The organism is Pectobacterium hainanensis (assembly GCF_046237015.1).
Classification (GTDB): Bacteria; Pseudomonadota; Gammaproteobacteria; order Enterobacterales; family Enterobacteriaceae; genus JBJYIN01.
In genome coordinates this window covers 113,508-128,923 of record NZ_JBJYIN010000014.1, presented here as the reverse complement: position 1 = coordinate 128,923, position 15,416 = coordinate 113,508, and the positions used below count along the sequence as shown (strand labels likewise).

Sequence of the window (15,416 nt, the reverse complement as noted above, 5' to 3'; positions counted from 1 at the left end):
TCAGTGGAGGCGCATTATAGGGACTTCTCGCCGCCTGACAAGCGCTAAATGCAAATTATTTCCCAACCGTTCAAAAACAAACCAAAAGACACCATTTAGCATACTTAACACACAAAAAATGAACATAATACAAGCTCACTGTGTAAAAACGGGTGCATCCATTAATGAATGCACCCGCTTATCACTTACCGTTTAACTCACATACTTATTGCCGCGCAACGATCTGCTCACCTTCAACATCTAATGTGATCGGTTTACCCGGTATCAACTTCCCACTCAACATTTGTTGAGCAAGTGGGTTCTCTATCAGTTGCTGTATCGCCCGCTTAAGCGGACGAGCACCATAGACTGGATCAAACCCGACTTCCCCGAGCATATCCAAAGCCGCATCTGTAATCGTGACACTATATCCCCGCTCTTCAAGACGTTTGTATAGCCTCTGAAGCTGAATCTGTGCGATCGACGTAATATGCCCCCGACCCAACGGATGGAAGACCACGACCTCATCAATACGGTTAATAAACTCAGGACGAAAGCTATGGCTAACGACGTCAAGAACCATATCTCTCATTTCGGTATAGCTACGCTCACCAAAACGTTCCTGAATAAGGTCAGATCCCAAATTTGACGTCATGATGACTACCGTATTACGGAAATCGACCGTCCTCCCCTGCCCATCAGTGAGACGACCATCATCCAATACCTGAAGTAGGATATTAAACACGTCAGGGTGTGCTTTTTCGATTTCATCCAGCAAGATGACCGAATAAGGACGACGTCGAACCGCTTCCGTCAGATAGCCGCCTTCTTCGTACCCCACATAGCCAGGAGGTGCACCAACCAAACGTGAAACCGAATGTTTCTCCATAAACTCAGACATGTCGATACGAACCATGGCGTCGTCACTGTCGAAGAGAAACGTCGCCAATGTTTTGCAAAGTTCCGTTTTCCCGACGCCTGTTGGACCAAGGAACAAGAACGAGCCAATTGGACGATTAGGGTCAGATAGCCCTGCCCGGCTGCGACGGATAGAATTCGCTACCGCTTCGACGGCTTCATTCTGCCCAATCACACGCTGGTGCAACTCATCTTCCATTCGCAATAATTTTTCTTTTTCACTTTCCAACATGCGAGAAACGGGGATCCCGGTCCAACGGGCCAATACTTCAGCGATTTCAGCATCGGTGACACGATTACGCAGAAGGTGCATCGTTTTTCCTTCCTGCTGAGTCGCCGCAGCAAGCTGTTTCTCCAGCTCAGGAATTTTTCCGTATTGCAATTCGGACATGCGTCCCAAGTCCCCTTGGCGACGAGCCTGCTCTAACGCAATTTTTGCCTGTTCCAGCGATGCTTTAATATTTTGTGTACCAGTTAGGGATGCCTTCTCAGCCTTCCACTCTTCTTCAAGATGAGAATATTCCCATTCTTTTTGCTCAAGTTCAGTATTCAATAGTTCAAGTCGTTTCTGACTGGCCTCATCGGACTCTTTCTTCAGCGCCTGCTGCTCCAGTTTTAACTGGATGATTCGACGCTCAAGCCGATCGAGCGGCTCAGGTTTCGAATCAATCTGAATACGAATGCTGGATGCCGCCTCATCAATAAGATCGATGGCTTTATCCGGTAACTGACGATCCGCAATATAGCGATGAGACAGCATGGCCGCCGCAACAATCGCCGGGTCAGTGATTTGTACATGGTGGTGCAATTCATAACGTTCTTTCAGGCCGCGCAGAATCGCAATGGTATCCTCCACGGTAGGCTCCGCGACAAACACCTTCTGGAAACGCCGCTCAAGCGCCGCATCCTTTTCAATATATTGTCGATACTCATCCAATGTTGTGGCACCAACGCAATGCAGCTCACCACGAGCCAGCGCCGGTTTTAGCATATTGCCGGCATCCATCGCGCCATCGGCTTTACCCGCGCCGACCATCGTATGGAGTTCATCAATAAACAGAATGACGCTGCCTTCCTGCTTAGACAGATCGTTGAGCACGCCTTTCAAGCGCTCTTCAAACTCACCACGGTATTTCGCACCGGCCACCAGCGCACCCATATCCAGCGATAGTACACGTTTGTTTTTCAGGCCTTCAGGTACTTCACCATTAACGATACGCTGGGCGAGTCCTTCCACTATCGCGGTCTTACCCACGCCGGGTTCGCCGATTAACACAGGGTTATTTTTGGTACGACGTTGTAGAACCTGAATCGTACGGCGGATCTCTTCATCACGCCCGATAACAGGGTCGAGTTTTCCCTGTTCAGCACGCTCCGTGAGATCAATCGTGAATTTCTTTAATGCCTGGCGCTGATCTTCAGCCCCCTGATCGTTCACTTGCTCCCCTCCCCTCACTTGATCAATCGCGTTTGTTACACCTTGCTGCGTAACACCCGCCTTTTTCAATATATCCCCCAACGTGCCGCGAGACTCCAAAGCAGCAAGCACGAAAAGTTCCGATGAGATAAAGGTATCGCCACGCTTTTGCGCGAGCTTGTCACACATATTCAATACGCGGACTAACTCGTTTGAAGGCTGGACATCACCGTCAGTGCCTTCAACCTGCGGCAAACGCGTGATTGCCTGGTTAATTTCGGCTTTCAGATGATTAAGATTAGCTCCCGCAACAGTCAGAAGTGGACCAACCGTTCCGCCATCCTGATTAAGCAAAGCGCTCATCAAATGAAGTGGTTCAATAAACTGGTGGTCGCGCCCGAGGGCGAGAGACTGAGCATCAGCAAGAGCAAGTTGGAATTTGTTGGTAAGACGATCCAGACGCATAACTCCTCCCATACACTGGTCAAAATTGCTACTGGAGATTAAATGAGGTCATCCCTCAAAAAATTCAAGGTTATTTTGCCAGCAGTGACAGGATTTAAACGTTACTTGTCATGGACCGTCTTAATTCAATAGGTTATATCAGCCAGATTAAACTTGCCATACGGCCAGTCACACCATCACGCCGATAAGAGAAAAATTTTTGCGGTTCACTCACGGTACAAAAATTTCCGCCAAAAATTTGCGTCACTCCGCAGGACTGCAAACGCAATCGTGCGAGTTGGTATATATCGGCAAAAAACTTCTCACCATTAGGCCTGAACGCAGATACTGCTCGCATATCGTGCTGAAGAAAGATTTCTCGCACTTCCGGACCAACCTCAAAGGTATCCGGACCAATAGCTGGCCCCAGCCACGCCATGATATGAGAAGGTTTAGCCTGAAAATTGGCAAGTGTTGTCTCCAATACGCCATGACTCAACCCACGCCATCCTGCATGAGCAGCGGCAACCTCATCTCCAGCAATAGAGCAAAATAATACGGGCAGACAATCAGCCGTCATCACGGCACAAACCTGACCACTACGATTGGTATAAGCCGCATCGCCTTGTACAGAATGTGGCAATGTCTCACCGATACGAATCACGTCCGTACCATGGATCTGATCCAGCCAATATGGTGCAGAAGGCAACTCGGCGCTATCCACCAGAATCTGTCGATTCAACACCACATTTTCAGGCGCATCCCCGACGTGACCTCCCAGATTAAGCGTACCATACGGCGGCAGGCTGACGCCGCCATGACGAGTGGTACTACACGCCCGGACAGTTTCCGGTAGAGGCCAGTCAGGATATATCAGCATTGTCTCATCACCAGTCAAGTTGATCCTGATACGCTTCAGTATCTGTTTTTAATGCATTGATTAGATCGACCATATCTTGCGGCAAAGGCGCGTGCCACTCCATTTGTATTCCATTAATGGGATGGTAGAGACGCAGCATGGTAGCGTGCAGAGCTTGACGATCAAACCCACGGAGAACCCTAATAAAATCATCGGAAGCCCCTCTGGGAGGGCGAGGACGACCGCCATATAGCGGATCACCGACCAAAGGATGATTGATATGGGCCATATGAACACGAATCTGATGAGTACGTCCCGTCTCTAAACGAAGCCGTAAACGGGTATGTGATCGAAAATGCTCCATGATGCGATAATGTGTCACCGCTGGTTTCCCCATTGGATGAACAGACATATGGGTACGTTTCGTTGGATGTCTGGCAATTGGCTCATCAACCGATCCACCTGCCGTCATATTACCAATCGCAACCGCTTCATACTCGCGTGTAATCTCCCTCGCCTGCAAGGATTCCACCAAACGAGTCTGAGCTGGCACCGTTTTTGCCACAACCATTAAACCCGTCGTATCCTTATCAAGTCGGTGCACAATACCTGCACGAGGAACGTCAACAATTTCAGGGTAGTAGTGTAGTAACGCATTCAGAACCGTGCCATCTGGATTACCCGCGCCGGGGTGAACGACAAAATCCCGAGGCTTGTTAATCACGATAATGTCTTGATCTTCATAGACGATGTCCAGCGCGATATCCTGCGCGTCCCACCGGACTTCCTCCTCAATCAACGCATCAATTGCCACCAATTCGCCGCCCAACACTTTCTCTTTTGGCTTATTAGTGACATTGCCGTTAATCTGTACCCGGTTCTCAAGAATCCACTCTTTTATACGAGATCGTGAATAATCAGGGAACAATTCGGCCAAAGCCTGATCTAAACGTTGTCCGAGTTGAGATTCGGCCACCGTTGCGGTGAGTTGTACTTGTTGTGCCATAGTTGCAGCTTCTTCGTTAACGTTGGGTTTTCACGGCGATGCCGTTTAAAATAATGTACTATTGTAGCTGGTCTAAATCGGGAGCTTAACGGACAGTCTCCCGGAATAACACTCTGAGGATAATCAAAACGTCATGACGCGTATGAAATATCTGGTGGCTGCCGCCACGTTGAGCCTGGCGCTGGCTGGTTGCTCCAGCAATTCCAAGGATGCGGTTCCTGATAGTCCGCCATCTGAAATCTATGCCAATGCTCAACAGAAATTGCAGGACGGCAACTTTAGAGCAGCCATCACGCAGTTGGAAGCACTGGATAACCGATATCCCTTTGGCCCGTATTCACAGCAGGTACAGCTGGATTTGATTTATGCCTATTACAAATCCGCTGAATTACCGCTAGCACAGGCCTCGATTGATCGCTTTCTGCGATTAAATCCGACACACCCCAGCGTTGATTATGTCTTATACATGCGCGGCCTGACAGATATGGCTTTGGACGACAGCGCTCTGCAAGGCTTCTTTGGCGTTGATCGCTCCGATCGCGATCCTCAATATGCCCGCGCCGCTTTCCGGGACTTTAGCAAACTGATTCAGGGTTATCCAAGCAGCCAGTATGCAACTGACGCTAACAAGCGTCTGGTCTACCTGAAAGAACGTCTGGCCAAATATGAACTTTCCGTCGCGCAATACTACACGAAACGTAGCGCTTATGTGGCAGTAGTTAATCGCGTGGAGCAAATGCTGCGTGATTACCCAGATACGCAAGCAACAAAAGATGCGCTACCGCTAATGGAAAACGCATATCGTGAGCTCCAACTCGTGGCTCAGGCTGACAAGGTTGCCCAAATCATCGCGGCAAATCCGTCATAAATCATGACCTGACGCAAGACAGATCAAACGGTAACTTAGGTTGCCGTTTTTATTATCGACACAGGTTAAGGAAAGAAGGAAAAAAACAGAACAATCAGATATGAGACAACAGATCTTTTCGATAATGACATAGCCGATGTCGCCCCTCAAGCACTTCTCTTTGATTCCTTCAGCACGCTCACAAATCATGGTTTATTGACAAAAAGTGACAAAAAAAAGAGATCGGTATCACGCATTTTGTCTCAACTCACGGTATGCTGAAATTATCCAAGACGGACATAGGCAGAGAGGTAAGTTATATGACTATCAATATTACCAGTAAGCAAATGGATATTACCCCCGCAATACGTCAGCATGTCGAAGACCGTCTTTCTAAACTGGATAAGTGGCAAGCCCATCTGATTAACCCACACATCATTTTGTCAAAAGAACCTCAGGGGTTCGTTGCTGATGCCACAATCAGTACGCCAAATGGGCCGTTGGTCGCCAGTGCCAAACATGAAGATATGTATGCCGCTATCAATGAACTAATTACTAAGCTTGAGCGCCAATTAGATAAAGTGCAGCATAAAGGAGAAGCCCGTCGAGCGGCCACCAGCGTTAAAGACGCTAATTTGCAAATCCCCCAAGAGGAATAATCCTTTACATTGATGGCTATCTAACGCGCCTAATGGCGCGTTTTTGCATAATAGGCATCTTCTTTTTCAAGGTTAAAATATCAACGCTATCCATCATACGATAGAACTCTCAGTGATTTTGTATTGACAGGATGAAAAGCCAACAGTTACCTTTACCTTCTATACAATGAGATACATGTTTATTACATATCAGGCCAACATGAACCATTCACCGTTTTTCTTCGTATTCTTTTTCTTCTTCCCCTAATCTGGGAGGCGATTCGTCATAAGAGTAAGAATACGAAGACGAACAAAAAAGCCTCCTGCAAAAGGAGGCTTTTTTTATAAGAACATAATACACGGGTAATAGAATAATGAGCGATAATCCACTACTGGTACTACGAGAGCGCATCAGTGAGCTTGACTTAAAACTGCTGGAGTTATTGGCGCAAAGACGGACGTTAGCGCTAGAGGTAGCTCGTAGTAAGCTGCATTCTCATCGCCCCATCCGCGATAAAGAACGAGAACGAGATTTGCTCGAAAAATTGGCGATTGCCGGGAAAAAACACCATCTTGATGGACACTATATTACCCGGTTGTTCCAGTTAATTATTGAAGATTCAGTCCTCACGCAACAGGCTCTCTTACAGCATCATCTTAACCAGACAACGCCTCATTCCGCTCGCGTGGCATTTCTTGGCCCTAAAGGCTCCTATTCTCATCTGGCTGCACGTCAGTATGCCGCCCGACATTTCGAGCAACTCATCGAATGTGGTTGTCAGAAATTTCAGGACATTTTCAATATGGTGGAAACAGGCCAGGCCGATTATGCCGTGCTACCGATTGAAAACACCAGTTCAGGTTCGATTAACGATGTCTATGACCTGTTGCAGCACACCGGTCTCTCGATTGTCGGCGAGTTAAGCAACCCAATTAACCATTGTGTCTTAGTGGCAACAGATACTCACCTGGAACAGATCGAAACCGTTTATAGCCATCCACAACCCTTTCAGCAGTGCAGCCATTTCATCAATCGCTTCCCTCACTGGAAAATTGAATATTGCGAAAGTACCGCTGCGGCAATGGAAAAAGTAGCTGCGCTTAATTCTCCTAAGGTTGCCGCGCTTGGCAGTGAAGCCGGAGGAATGCTCTATCAATTACAGGTTTTGGAACACAACCTGGCAAATCAATCGCAGAATATTACTCGATTTATTGTTCTCGCTCGTAAGCCTATCGACGTAACAGAACAAGTCCCAGCCAAAACCACATTGATTATGGCAACGGGTCAACAATCCGGTGCATTAGTTGAAGCGCTTCTGGTGTTACGCGATCATGGTATTGTCATGACCAAATTAGAGTCGCGCCCAATCCACGGCAATCCATGGGAAGAAATGTTTTATATCGATGTACAGGCTAATCTACGTAGCGACGCAATGCAGAAAGCCCTAAAGGAGTTAACTGCAATCACTCGCTCCCTGAAAGTGCTTGGCTGTTATCCTAGCGAGAACGTCGTTCCTGTTAACGCTACAGAATAAAAACTATCTTACGCATCTTTCAACGTTACACCGTGATAGCCGACAAAGAGCGTGTTCCCAGCGATGAGGCGGTGGAGGGGTCGGAGCCCGGCTCTGCCCGGTACGGATATACCGACGCTCATCGACGCCTGGAGTCAGAGCAAACGTATCCCAGTTGCCTGACAGATGCTGAATGGACGCTGGTACGCGATCTTTTCGAAAACGAAGGTGGTCAAGGCTTGCCGCCACATATTAGCCGGCGAAACGTGGTCGATGCCTGCTGCTATGTGGTACGTAGCGGCGGCTCCTGGCGGATGCTGCCAAAGCATTTCCCACGCTGACAGAACGTCTATCGAACCTTTCGCCGCTGGAGCGCTCAAGGCAAATTCGAGCAGATACATGATCGCCTGCGAGCACAATGGCGAGAGCGGGAGGCCCGCGGCTTAATCTTGATATGGTTCCGGTTAATGGAACACTTACCCGACGTTAACTGCATTTGTCGCAGTGACATGAGGAACTGACTTTTATGTTGACGTTTAAAACCAGGCAATACGATGTGTTTTTGTTTCTGGCGGCACCGGATGCGCCTGTTCCTTGGCGCTGGGAAAACTGGCAGCAATTGGAGCCGGTTCTTAATCCGTTAATGGCAAGTTCAAGAGGGCGCACATCAATACGCATGACACAATTGGATAGTTTTTCAGGTTGTTCACCCAATGACAGTTATATTCGTTTTGGGCCGTTAGGCTGGAATAGTAAAGCGCATCAGAAATGGACGCATGGTTCGCCTTTAACCGCTGAAACATCAGTGGCATGGCAGTTTCAGTGCGCCAGTGTCTGGGTGCCTGGCCCTGGAGTTTGCCAGAAAGAAAACTGCCCGCCAGATGTATATCTGACTATTAAAAATGAGCTGGTATCAGGCCAGGAGCAAGCAGATTGCCGTTACGCCTATAGTCTGATGCTGGCCGTTGCGACGGATATTGAACGTCAACCACTGGATGCGGCATTATCCGCCTGCCGAGAATTAACACGGCCAGTGCTGGCCGTAAAAATTCAGACCGGTTGGTATCCTGAGTTTGGTCATAGTCCGATGACTGATTGGGACATGTATGGTGCGCCTTATAAACCCGGCAATCATCATCGGTCTGATACGCCGTTATCCGCCGATATTTTGCAAGGGGATTGGGCTGAACTCGTAAACGCGCCCCATCGCCCGTAAAGCTTTGGTTTGTCCCTGGATAAAGCCCTGTAACGCCCGCTGCGTAAGGTGAAAAACGCTTTTGAGCATCAGCGCAGTGGTTATAGCGGTATCCGTGTAGCGCAGCAGTCTGGCGCGCCGCTCTGGTTGTGCCTTACCGTACCATGCAGCAGTAGAGTCGTCGCTGACCCAGACAGTCAGCAAACCCCGTTGGCGGAGTGCGTGGTTATAGGTTTTCCAATTAGTAATCTTGAATTTTTGCTTTGGCATGATTCGCTACGCGCTGTCAGAGAAGATAGGGCTCTGATCCTGATTTCTGCTCAACGTTCGATTTATTCAACAAAGCCGGTTGGCGATTGAAAGAAGCCGATAGGCTTCTTCGCTCATGGGCTTGGACATACCGCCTGTTTTGCTGTCAGGCCACACCACCCGCCAGTTTTCCAGATCAATCCAATCCCATTGAAGCTCAATGATTTCGGAGCGACGAGCGGCAAACTCGAATTGCAGGCGAATGGCCAGCGGGATCACTGCATGCTCCAGTCCTTCCGCCTCCAACTGGTCAAGGTAGCGAAACAACTTGCCCATTACCTCATCGCTGATGAGGTGAGTCGCCTTGCCGTTCGGGTACATAGGCACATGGCGGCATGGGCTTGTGCCGCATCGACTGCGGACTTGGTGAGTTTGATTTTCGCCATGATGACTCCTCGGAAGACCCGATTTCCAGGAGCCTGTTGGGAGCCAAGCAGGTGGAAGCTGGGTCAAATTTCAGAAAACACCGGCATATGACGAACCCTACTAAGCCGTTGATAAATATGATGTATATAGCCATGCCGTAGTCCAGCGAAGTTCGGTACTGGAGTCATGGTGAAATAAAAAATGCCATTCTGCATAAATAGCAAAATGGCATCTTTAGATTATATCACCCTATCTGGATCACTTATTGGCGAATATCGTTAGCCTGACGCAATAACGTTCGACTCTCAGATTGGAATCGATTTGCGTAGTCGCCAAACCAATGCTCAACCTTCTTAAAACTATTGATGAACTCTGCTTTATCCGCACGTTCCAGTAGTTCGATCGCTTCGCCAAAACGTTGATAATAGCGCTTAATCAGCGACAAATTATTTTCGGAAGACATGATGATGTCAGCATATAACTGCGGATCCTGAGCAAACAAGCGCCCCACCATGATCAATTCGAGCCGGTAGATCGGAGATGAAAGCGCCAGCAACTGCTCTAGTTGCACGTTTTCTTCCGCCAAGTGCAGCCCATATGCAAACGTTGCAAAATGGCGCAATGCCTGAATAAACATCATATTCTGATCGTGTTCTACCGCACTGATACGATGCAGACGGGCCCCCCATACCTGAATCTGTTCCAACAACCACTGATAAGATTCGGGTTGGCGCCCATCGCAATAGACCACGACCTGTTTAGCCAGACTGCCACTGTCCGGGCCAAACATCGGATGTAAACCAAGTACCGGTCCCTGATGAGCCGCTAACATGGCTTGTAATGGACCATTTTTTACTGATGCCAAATCAACGAGGATACAATCCGCTGGCAACTTAGGCAGACGAGCAATGACTTGCTCCGTGACATGAATCGGAACACTGACAATAACCATACCGGCCTCAGACAGTAAGCTCTCAGCCTGAGGCCAATCATCCTGTTCCAGAATGTTGACCTGGTAACCAGATAACGTCAGCATTTTTTCAAATAATCGGCCCATTTGACCGCGCCCACCAACGATAACGACGGGACGAAGTGCCGGGCATAGCGTTTTAAACCCTTTATCATTTTCGCTGGAATAGGACTCACGCATAACCCGACGCAATATATCCTCAATCAGATCAGGAGGAACGCCTAACTGCTCGGCTTCTTTACGTCGAGAACTCAACATCGCCGCTTCACGATCGGGAACATAAATCGGCAAACCATACCGACTTTTCACTTCACCAACTTCTGCAACTAAACGTAACCGACGTGATAACAGTGCCAATAACTCTTTATCCACTTCGTCTATTCGATCACGTAATGCGGTCAGTTCAGCTACCATAGCTTATTACTCTCCTGAATGTTTTACTCGTGCGCCAAGTGCCTGGTGTACTGAGCGCAACAACACTTCGGTGCTTTCCCAATTGATGCAAGCATCGGTGACGGAAACACCATAACGCATGTCAGAACGAGGTTGTTCTGAAGACTGGCTACCTTCGTTGAGATGGCTTTCCAGCATTAAACCAATAATAGAACGATTCCCCGCCTTAATCTGCTCAACGGCAGATTCAACCACAAGCGGTTGGCGACGATAGTCTTTATTGGAGTTGCCATGGCTACAATCTATCATCAGGGCTGGCTTCAGTCCCGCTTCCTTCATCTGTTTTTCACACGCCGCGACATCTTGTTCACTGTAGTTTGGCTTTTTTCCACCACGCAGAATCACATGACCATCCGCATTTCCCTGAGTCTGTAACAGACAAACCTGCCCGGTCTGGTTAATTCCGACAAAACGATGTGGCATGGCCGCCGCTCTCATGGCATTGATTGCAGTCCCTAGGCTACCGTCAGTTCCATTTTTAAAGCCGACGGGCATTGACAGACCCGATGCCATTTCACGATGTGTCTGTGATTCCGTGGTACGAGCACCGATTGCAGACCAACTGAACAAATCGCCCAAATATTGCGGACTATTAGGATCCAACGCTTCTGTCGCGATGGGTAATCCCATATCAACCAACTCAAGCAATAATTTACGCGCGATATGCAGGCCAGCCTCGACATCAAAAGAGCCATCCATATAAGGATCGTTAATTAGCCCCTTCCATCCCACTGTGGTACGAGGCTTTTCGAAATACACCCGCATAACGATATAGAGTTGATCACTCAGTTCGGCAGCTAACGTCTGCAAACGACGAGCATATTCCAAGGCCGCATCAGTATCATGAATAGAGCATGGCCCACAGACAATCAGTAAACGATCATCACGCCCGTGAATAATGTTGGAGATCGTTTTGCGAGCCTCAGTAATTGCTGCTTGTTCCCTATCATTAAGAGGAAATTTTTCTTTTAACTGTTCTGGGGTAATCAGAATCTGCTCTGCGCTGATATTAATGTTATTGAGTGAATCTTTCTGCATGTTGATATTCCTGACGAGTACGGTAGTAAGTCGCAAGCTATGCGTTGTATTTATCACACTATCACAGACTGTAAAATTTTCAATACACAAGTGTAATTTAAATTTACCACTATCAAAACTAACTCATCAAGTCTGAATTCATCCTGATTTCCGCTCCTACTTCTACGCTCCAATCACTCACACGAATAATGGTAGAATGAGGCCAACAAGGGGGAACGATGTTGAAAGCAATCATTATTGACGACGAACAACTGGCACGAGAGGAACTGTCTCTATTGCTGGAACAGGAATCGGATATCACTATCATTGCCCAGTGCAGTAATGCTCTTGAGGCAATACCAGCGATTCATCGCCTGCAACCCGACGTTATTTTTCTGGATATACAGATGCCAAAAATCAGCGGGTTGGAATTGGTCGCCATGCTGGATCCAGAAAATATGCCTTATGTTGTCTTTGTCACGGCTTATGATGAATACGCTGTTCGTGCTTTCGAAGAACATGCATTTGATTATTTGCTTAAACCGCTGGACGCCCAACGACTGACCAAAACCCTGAATCGTTTACGCCGCGGAATAAGTGTAAACAAAAACGTACAAATCATTACTGAACCTTATCTTCGGCACATTCCTTGTACCGGGCATAATCGGATTTTTTTACTTAAGATCGATGAAGTCGAATACTTCAGCTCTGAACTCAGTGGCGTACATGTGGTTGGAATAAGCCAATCGGGTTATACCCAGCTATCGCTGAAGACATTAGAAGAAAAAACACCGTTTATACGATGCCATCGAAAATATATGGTTAACACCGAGCAACTGAAAGAAATCCAACTCATGGAAAACGGTGCCGCAGAAGTCTTAACGCACACGGGAAAACATATTCCCGTTAGCCGTCGGTATTTGAAAGTATTAAAAGAAAAACTGGGTATCGCATAAAAGCAAAACGCGCTTATGATAAAAATATCAACGCATAAAAGGTTTCATGATGAAATACAGTTACTTTTTGGCTGTCATCATTTTTATTACTGGTTGCCAAAACCATCTTCCGCCTCAGCCAGCTAAAGGAGAAGTATCCTTTTGGTATGATACCGGTTATCAGGACGCCATGTCGGGCAAGGTGGTGAAAGACAATGCGCCTTTGCAAGAGTGGTTTGGCAATCCGGAAATCGATCGAGAGACTTATTTACACGGCTATAGTGCAGGGCAGGCTAATTTATGTCATTCAGCCAACATGAAGGAATGGGGTCAATCGGGCAAGAACTTTCCTGCCAGTTGCGATGGTGTTGCTGATGCAGAACACTTAAGAGCCCAATGGCAGCAAAATTTACCGCACTAGGTAGAATAAATCCCACGCAATCTGGCCGTGGGATTTATTTTATTATCAGCGGATATCTGATGTCCGCTGATAATAATCAAAACATTCGAGAGACGTAATAAACTTATGCAGTCGTAGTTTGATTCATCAGATCATTGAAACTCACTGATTTTTCAACGACTTTCGCTTTGGAAAGTACGGTTTCTACCGCTTGCTCTTCCAGCGCAACGTTACGCATGTTGTTCATCAGCTCTTTGTTTTTACCATAGAACTCGATAACTTCCTGCGGATCTTCGTAAGCAGAAGCCATCTCTTCGATCAACGTGTTAACGCGCGCATCGTCAGCTTTCAGTTCATTCGTGTTGATCACTTCGCCCAATAGCAGGCCGACAACCACACGACGTTTAGCTTGTTCTTCGAACAGTTCACGAGGCAATTCCAGCGCTTGCTTTTCATTACCGCCAAAACGCTGTGCAGCCTGACGACGCAGTACATCGATTTCACCATCGATCAATGCAGCAGGCACGTCGATTTCATTCGCATTAACCAACCCATCCAGAACCTGAGTCTTAATGCGGTTACGAACAGCGCCTTTCAGTTCACGTTCCATATTTTTGCGAACTTCAGCACGCAAACCTTCCTGAGAACCATCCGCTACGCCAAAACGTTTAATAAACTCTTCAGTCAGTTCTGGTAATTCACGTTCTTCAACTTTCTTCAGAACAATTGCGAACGCTGCCGCCTTACCCTTCAGATTTTCAGCGTGGTAATCTTCGGGGAAGTTGACGTTAATCGTAAATTCTTCACCCGCTTTATGACCTACAACACCCTCTTCAAAACCAGGGATCATGCGGCTTTGCCCCATCGCCAGTATAAAGTCAGAAGCCTTACCGCCTTCGAACGCTTCACCATCAATAGAACCGGTAAAATCCAACGTTACGCGGTCTTCAGCAGCAACGGCACGATCCACTTCTTTCCAGGTCGCCTGTTGCTTACGCAGCGTTTCCAGCATGGTGTCAACATCAGCATCAGTCACTTCTACAATCGGTTTTTCAACTTCGATCGCATCCAGACCTTTCAATTCAACTTCAGGGTACACTTCAAACTCAACCGAGTAAGTGAAGTCTCCACCCACGGTATATTCGCCCGGAACATAGTTCGGTGCGCCAACCGGATTAATTTTTTCTTTGATGATGGCATCGACAAAATTACGCTGCATCAAATCACCCAGCACATCCTGACGCACAGAGGCACCATAACGCTGAGCAACAACATTCATCGGCACTTTACCTTTACGGAAGCCGTCGATACGTACTTTTTTGGCCACGTTGACCAGTTCGCTTTTAACTGCGCTCTCAATGCTGTCAGCAGCAACGGTAATCGTTACACGGCGCCCAAGGCCTTGAGTGGTTTCAACAGAAACTTGCATCTTGTTACCTCAAAAAATCACAGTGCTCGGTCAACCCCAAAACTATTCTCACAACAGCAAGCTTATCTCAATCACGATCGCATGATTGAAAAAATCCCACAGAACCGGGACGGTTATGCATGACCAGACCCCGTTCCCTGTAGTCAGAAGCGTCCCGAATACATTCCGGAAAAATAGACGCGGCATTATAGCGATATAGATAGGATGAGTCGAGGACGGCAGAAAGACTATTGCAACGAGCGATTCACACTTTTATGAATGACCCGCATCAAAAAGATTCAAAACGAGCCATATTTAACACTCAGGACAGTATGCCTGCCCCACCACATGGGGGAGATAAAGGTACAGCATTTTGCAAACTGTCCCATTCTTTTATCGTATAAGTATGCAACGCTAGCGCATGCACCGTACTCGCCAATTCCGTCGCCAACACGGCATAAATAGCGCGATGACGAGCCAACACTCGTTCCCCCACAAAGCGCTCGCTAACGATAACAACTTTGAAATGGCTCTCTGAACCTGCCGGAACGTTGTGACGATAACTTTCATCACTCACATCCAAGTGGACGGGACCAAACCCCACACGCAATTTTTCTTCTATCGTTTCACGCATCATACGGCAGCCCTTTCAAGTTTTAAAAAGTTTGGTACCAGCTCAACATTCCTGTCACTGTAAATCCTCGAATCACTTCAATCTTAGCCGTTTTTCAAGCTGTTATG

14 protein-coding genes, 2 pseudogenes and 1 other annotated feature are annotated in these 15,416 nt (G+C 47.5%); of the genes and pseudogenes, 7 read left to right on the top strand and 9 right to left on the bottom strand.

Annotated features, from left to right (window positions below; translation table 11 throughout):
* Positions 1–205 precede the first annotated feature (205 nt).
* The 3 genes from clpB to rluD all read right to left on the bottom strand — a co-directional run bounded on the left by clpB (position 206) and on the right by rluD (position 4,623).
* Positions 206–2,779, bottom strand: a complete 2,574-nt coding sequence (gene clpB / locus ACKPVM_RS14925; RefSeq protein ID WP_409310191.1) for an ATP-dependent chaperone ClpB — start codon at positions 2,777–2,779, stop codon at positions 206–208.
* A 133-nt stretch (positions 2,780–2,912) separates the two neighbouring features.
* Complete coding sequence (gene yfiH, locus ACKPVM_RS14920; RefSeq protein WP_409310189.1) at positions 2,913–3,638, bottom strand: purine nucleoside phosphorylase YfiH; 726 nt, start codon at positions 3,636–3,638, stop codon at positions 2,913–2,915.
* A gap of 7 nt (positions 3,639–3,645) precedes the next feature.
* A complete protein-coding gene (gene rluD / locus ACKPVM_RS14915; protein WP_409310187.1) occupies positions 3,646–4,623 on the bottom strand; it encodes a 23S rRNA pseudouridine(1911/1915/1917) synthase RluD in 978 nt (325 codons plus the stop codon).
* Between the two features lie 133 nt (positions 4,624–4,756).
* Between rluD and bamD the strand changes: the two genes are divergently transcribed.
* The 5 genes and pseudogenes from bamD (at position 4,757) to ACKPVM_RS14890 (ending at position 8,838) form a co-directional block, all read left to right on the top strand.
* Positions 4,757–5,491: an outer membrane protein assembly factor BamD gene (bamD, locus tag ACKPVM_RS14910; protein WP_409310185.1), complete on the top strand. Its 735-nt coding sequence runs from the start codon at positions 4,757–4,759 to the stop codon at positions 5,489–5,491.
* Between the two features lie 299 nt (positions 5,492–5,790).
* Positions 5,791–6,129 carry a ribosome-associated translation inhibitor RaiA gene (gene raiA, locus ACKPVM_RS14905; RefSeq protein WP_409310183.1) on the top strand — a complete coding sequence of 113 codons (339 nt, stop codon included), beginning with the start codon at positions 5,791–5,793 and terminating at the stop codon, positions 6,127–6,129.
* Positions 6,130–6,327: 198 nt separating this feature from the next.
* Positions 6,328–6,454: a sequence feature (Phe leader region), on the top strand.
* A 28-nt stretch (positions 6,455–6,482) separates the two neighbouring features.
* A complete protein-coding gene (pheA, locus tag ACKPVM_RS14900; protein ID WP_409310181.1) occupies positions 6,483–7,643 on the top strand; it encodes a bifunctional chorismate mutase/prephenate dehydratase in 1,161 nt (386 codons plus the stop codon).
* A gap of 83 nt (positions 7,644–7,726) precedes the next feature.
* Positions 7,727–8,062 (top strand): annotated as a pseudogene (locus ACKPVM_RS14895) (transposase); the annotation flags it as partial.
* Positions 8,063–8,148: 86 nt separating this feature from the next.
* Positions 8,149–8,838 (top strand): hypothetical protein, encoded by a 690-nt coding sequence (locus ACKPVM_RS14890; RefSeq protein ID WP_409310179.1) that lies wholly within the window; start codon positions 8,149–8,151, stop codon positions 8,836–8,838.
* Between the two features lie 18 nt (positions 8,839–8,856).
* On the opposite strand, the pseudogene ACKPVM_RS14885 reads toward ACKPVM_RS14890, so the two are convergent.
* The 4 genes and pseudogenes from ACKPVM_RS14885 to ACKPVM_RS14870 form a co-directional block, all read right to left on the bottom strand.
* A pseudogene (locus ACKPVM_RS14885) lies at positions 8,857–9,087 on the bottom strand (transposase); the annotation flags it as partial.
* Positions 9,088–9,153: 66 nt separating this feature from the next.
* Entirely contained in the window at positions 9,154–9,402 is a 249-nt protein-coding gene (locus tag ACKPVM_RS14880; RefSeq protein WP_498044283.1) for a site-specific integrase, read from the bottom strand.
* A 352-nt stretch (positions 9,403–9,754) separates the two neighbouring features.
* Positions 9,755–10,876 (bottom strand): bifunctional chorismate mutase/prephenate dehydrogenase, encoded by a 1,122-nt coding sequence (gene tyrA / locus ACKPVM_RS14875; RefSeq protein WP_409310177.1) that lies wholly within the window; start codon positions 10,874–10,876, stop codon positions 9,755–9,757.
* A 6-nt stretch (positions 10,877–10,882) separates the two neighbouring features.
* Positions 10,883–11,953 carry a 3-deoxy-7-phosphoheptulonate synthase gene (locus tag ACKPVM_RS14870; RefSeq protein ID WP_409310175.1) on the bottom strand — a complete coding sequence of 357 codons (1,071 nt, stop codon included), beginning with the start codon at positions 11,951–11,953 and terminating at the stop codon, positions 10,883–10,885.
* Between the two features lie 218 nt (positions 11,954–12,171).
* On the opposite strand from ACKPVM_RS14870, the gene btsR reads away from it, so the two are divergent.
* Together btsR and ACKPVM_RS14860 are read left to right on the top strand one after the other, a co-directional pair.
* On the top strand, positions 12,172–12,888 hold the full coding sequence (btsR, locus tag ACKPVM_RS14865; RefSeq protein ID WP_409310173.1) for a two-component system response regulator BtsR: 717 nt from the start codon (positions 12,172–12,174) through the stop codon (positions 12,886–12,888).
* A gap of 46 nt (positions 12,889–12,934) precedes the next feature.
* Positions 12,935–13,288, top strand: a complete 354-nt coding sequence (locus ACKPVM_RS14860; RefSeq protein ID WP_409310171.1) for a DUF2799 domain-containing protein — start codon at positions 12,935–12,937, stop codon at positions 13,286–13,288.
* A gap of 103 nt (positions 13,289–13,391) precedes the next feature.
* Here the strand turns inward: ACKPVM_RS14860 and tig are convergent, their stop codons facing one another.
* Together tig and bolA are read right to left on the bottom strand one after the other, a co-directional pair.
* Positions 13,392–14,696, bottom strand: coding sequence for a trigger factor (gene tig, locus ACKPVM_RS14855; protein ID WP_409310169.1), 1,305 nt, complete (start codon positions 14,694–14,696; stop codon positions 13,392–13,394).
* 301 nt (positions 14,697–14,997) lie between these two features.
* On the bottom strand, positions 14,998–15,312 hold the full coding sequence (bolA, locus tag ACKPVM_RS14850) for a transcriptional regulator BolA (RefSeq protein WP_409310168.1): 315 nt from the start codon (positions 15,310–15,312) through the stop codon (positions 14,998–15,000).
* Positions 15,313–15,416: the final 104 nt, after the last annotated feature.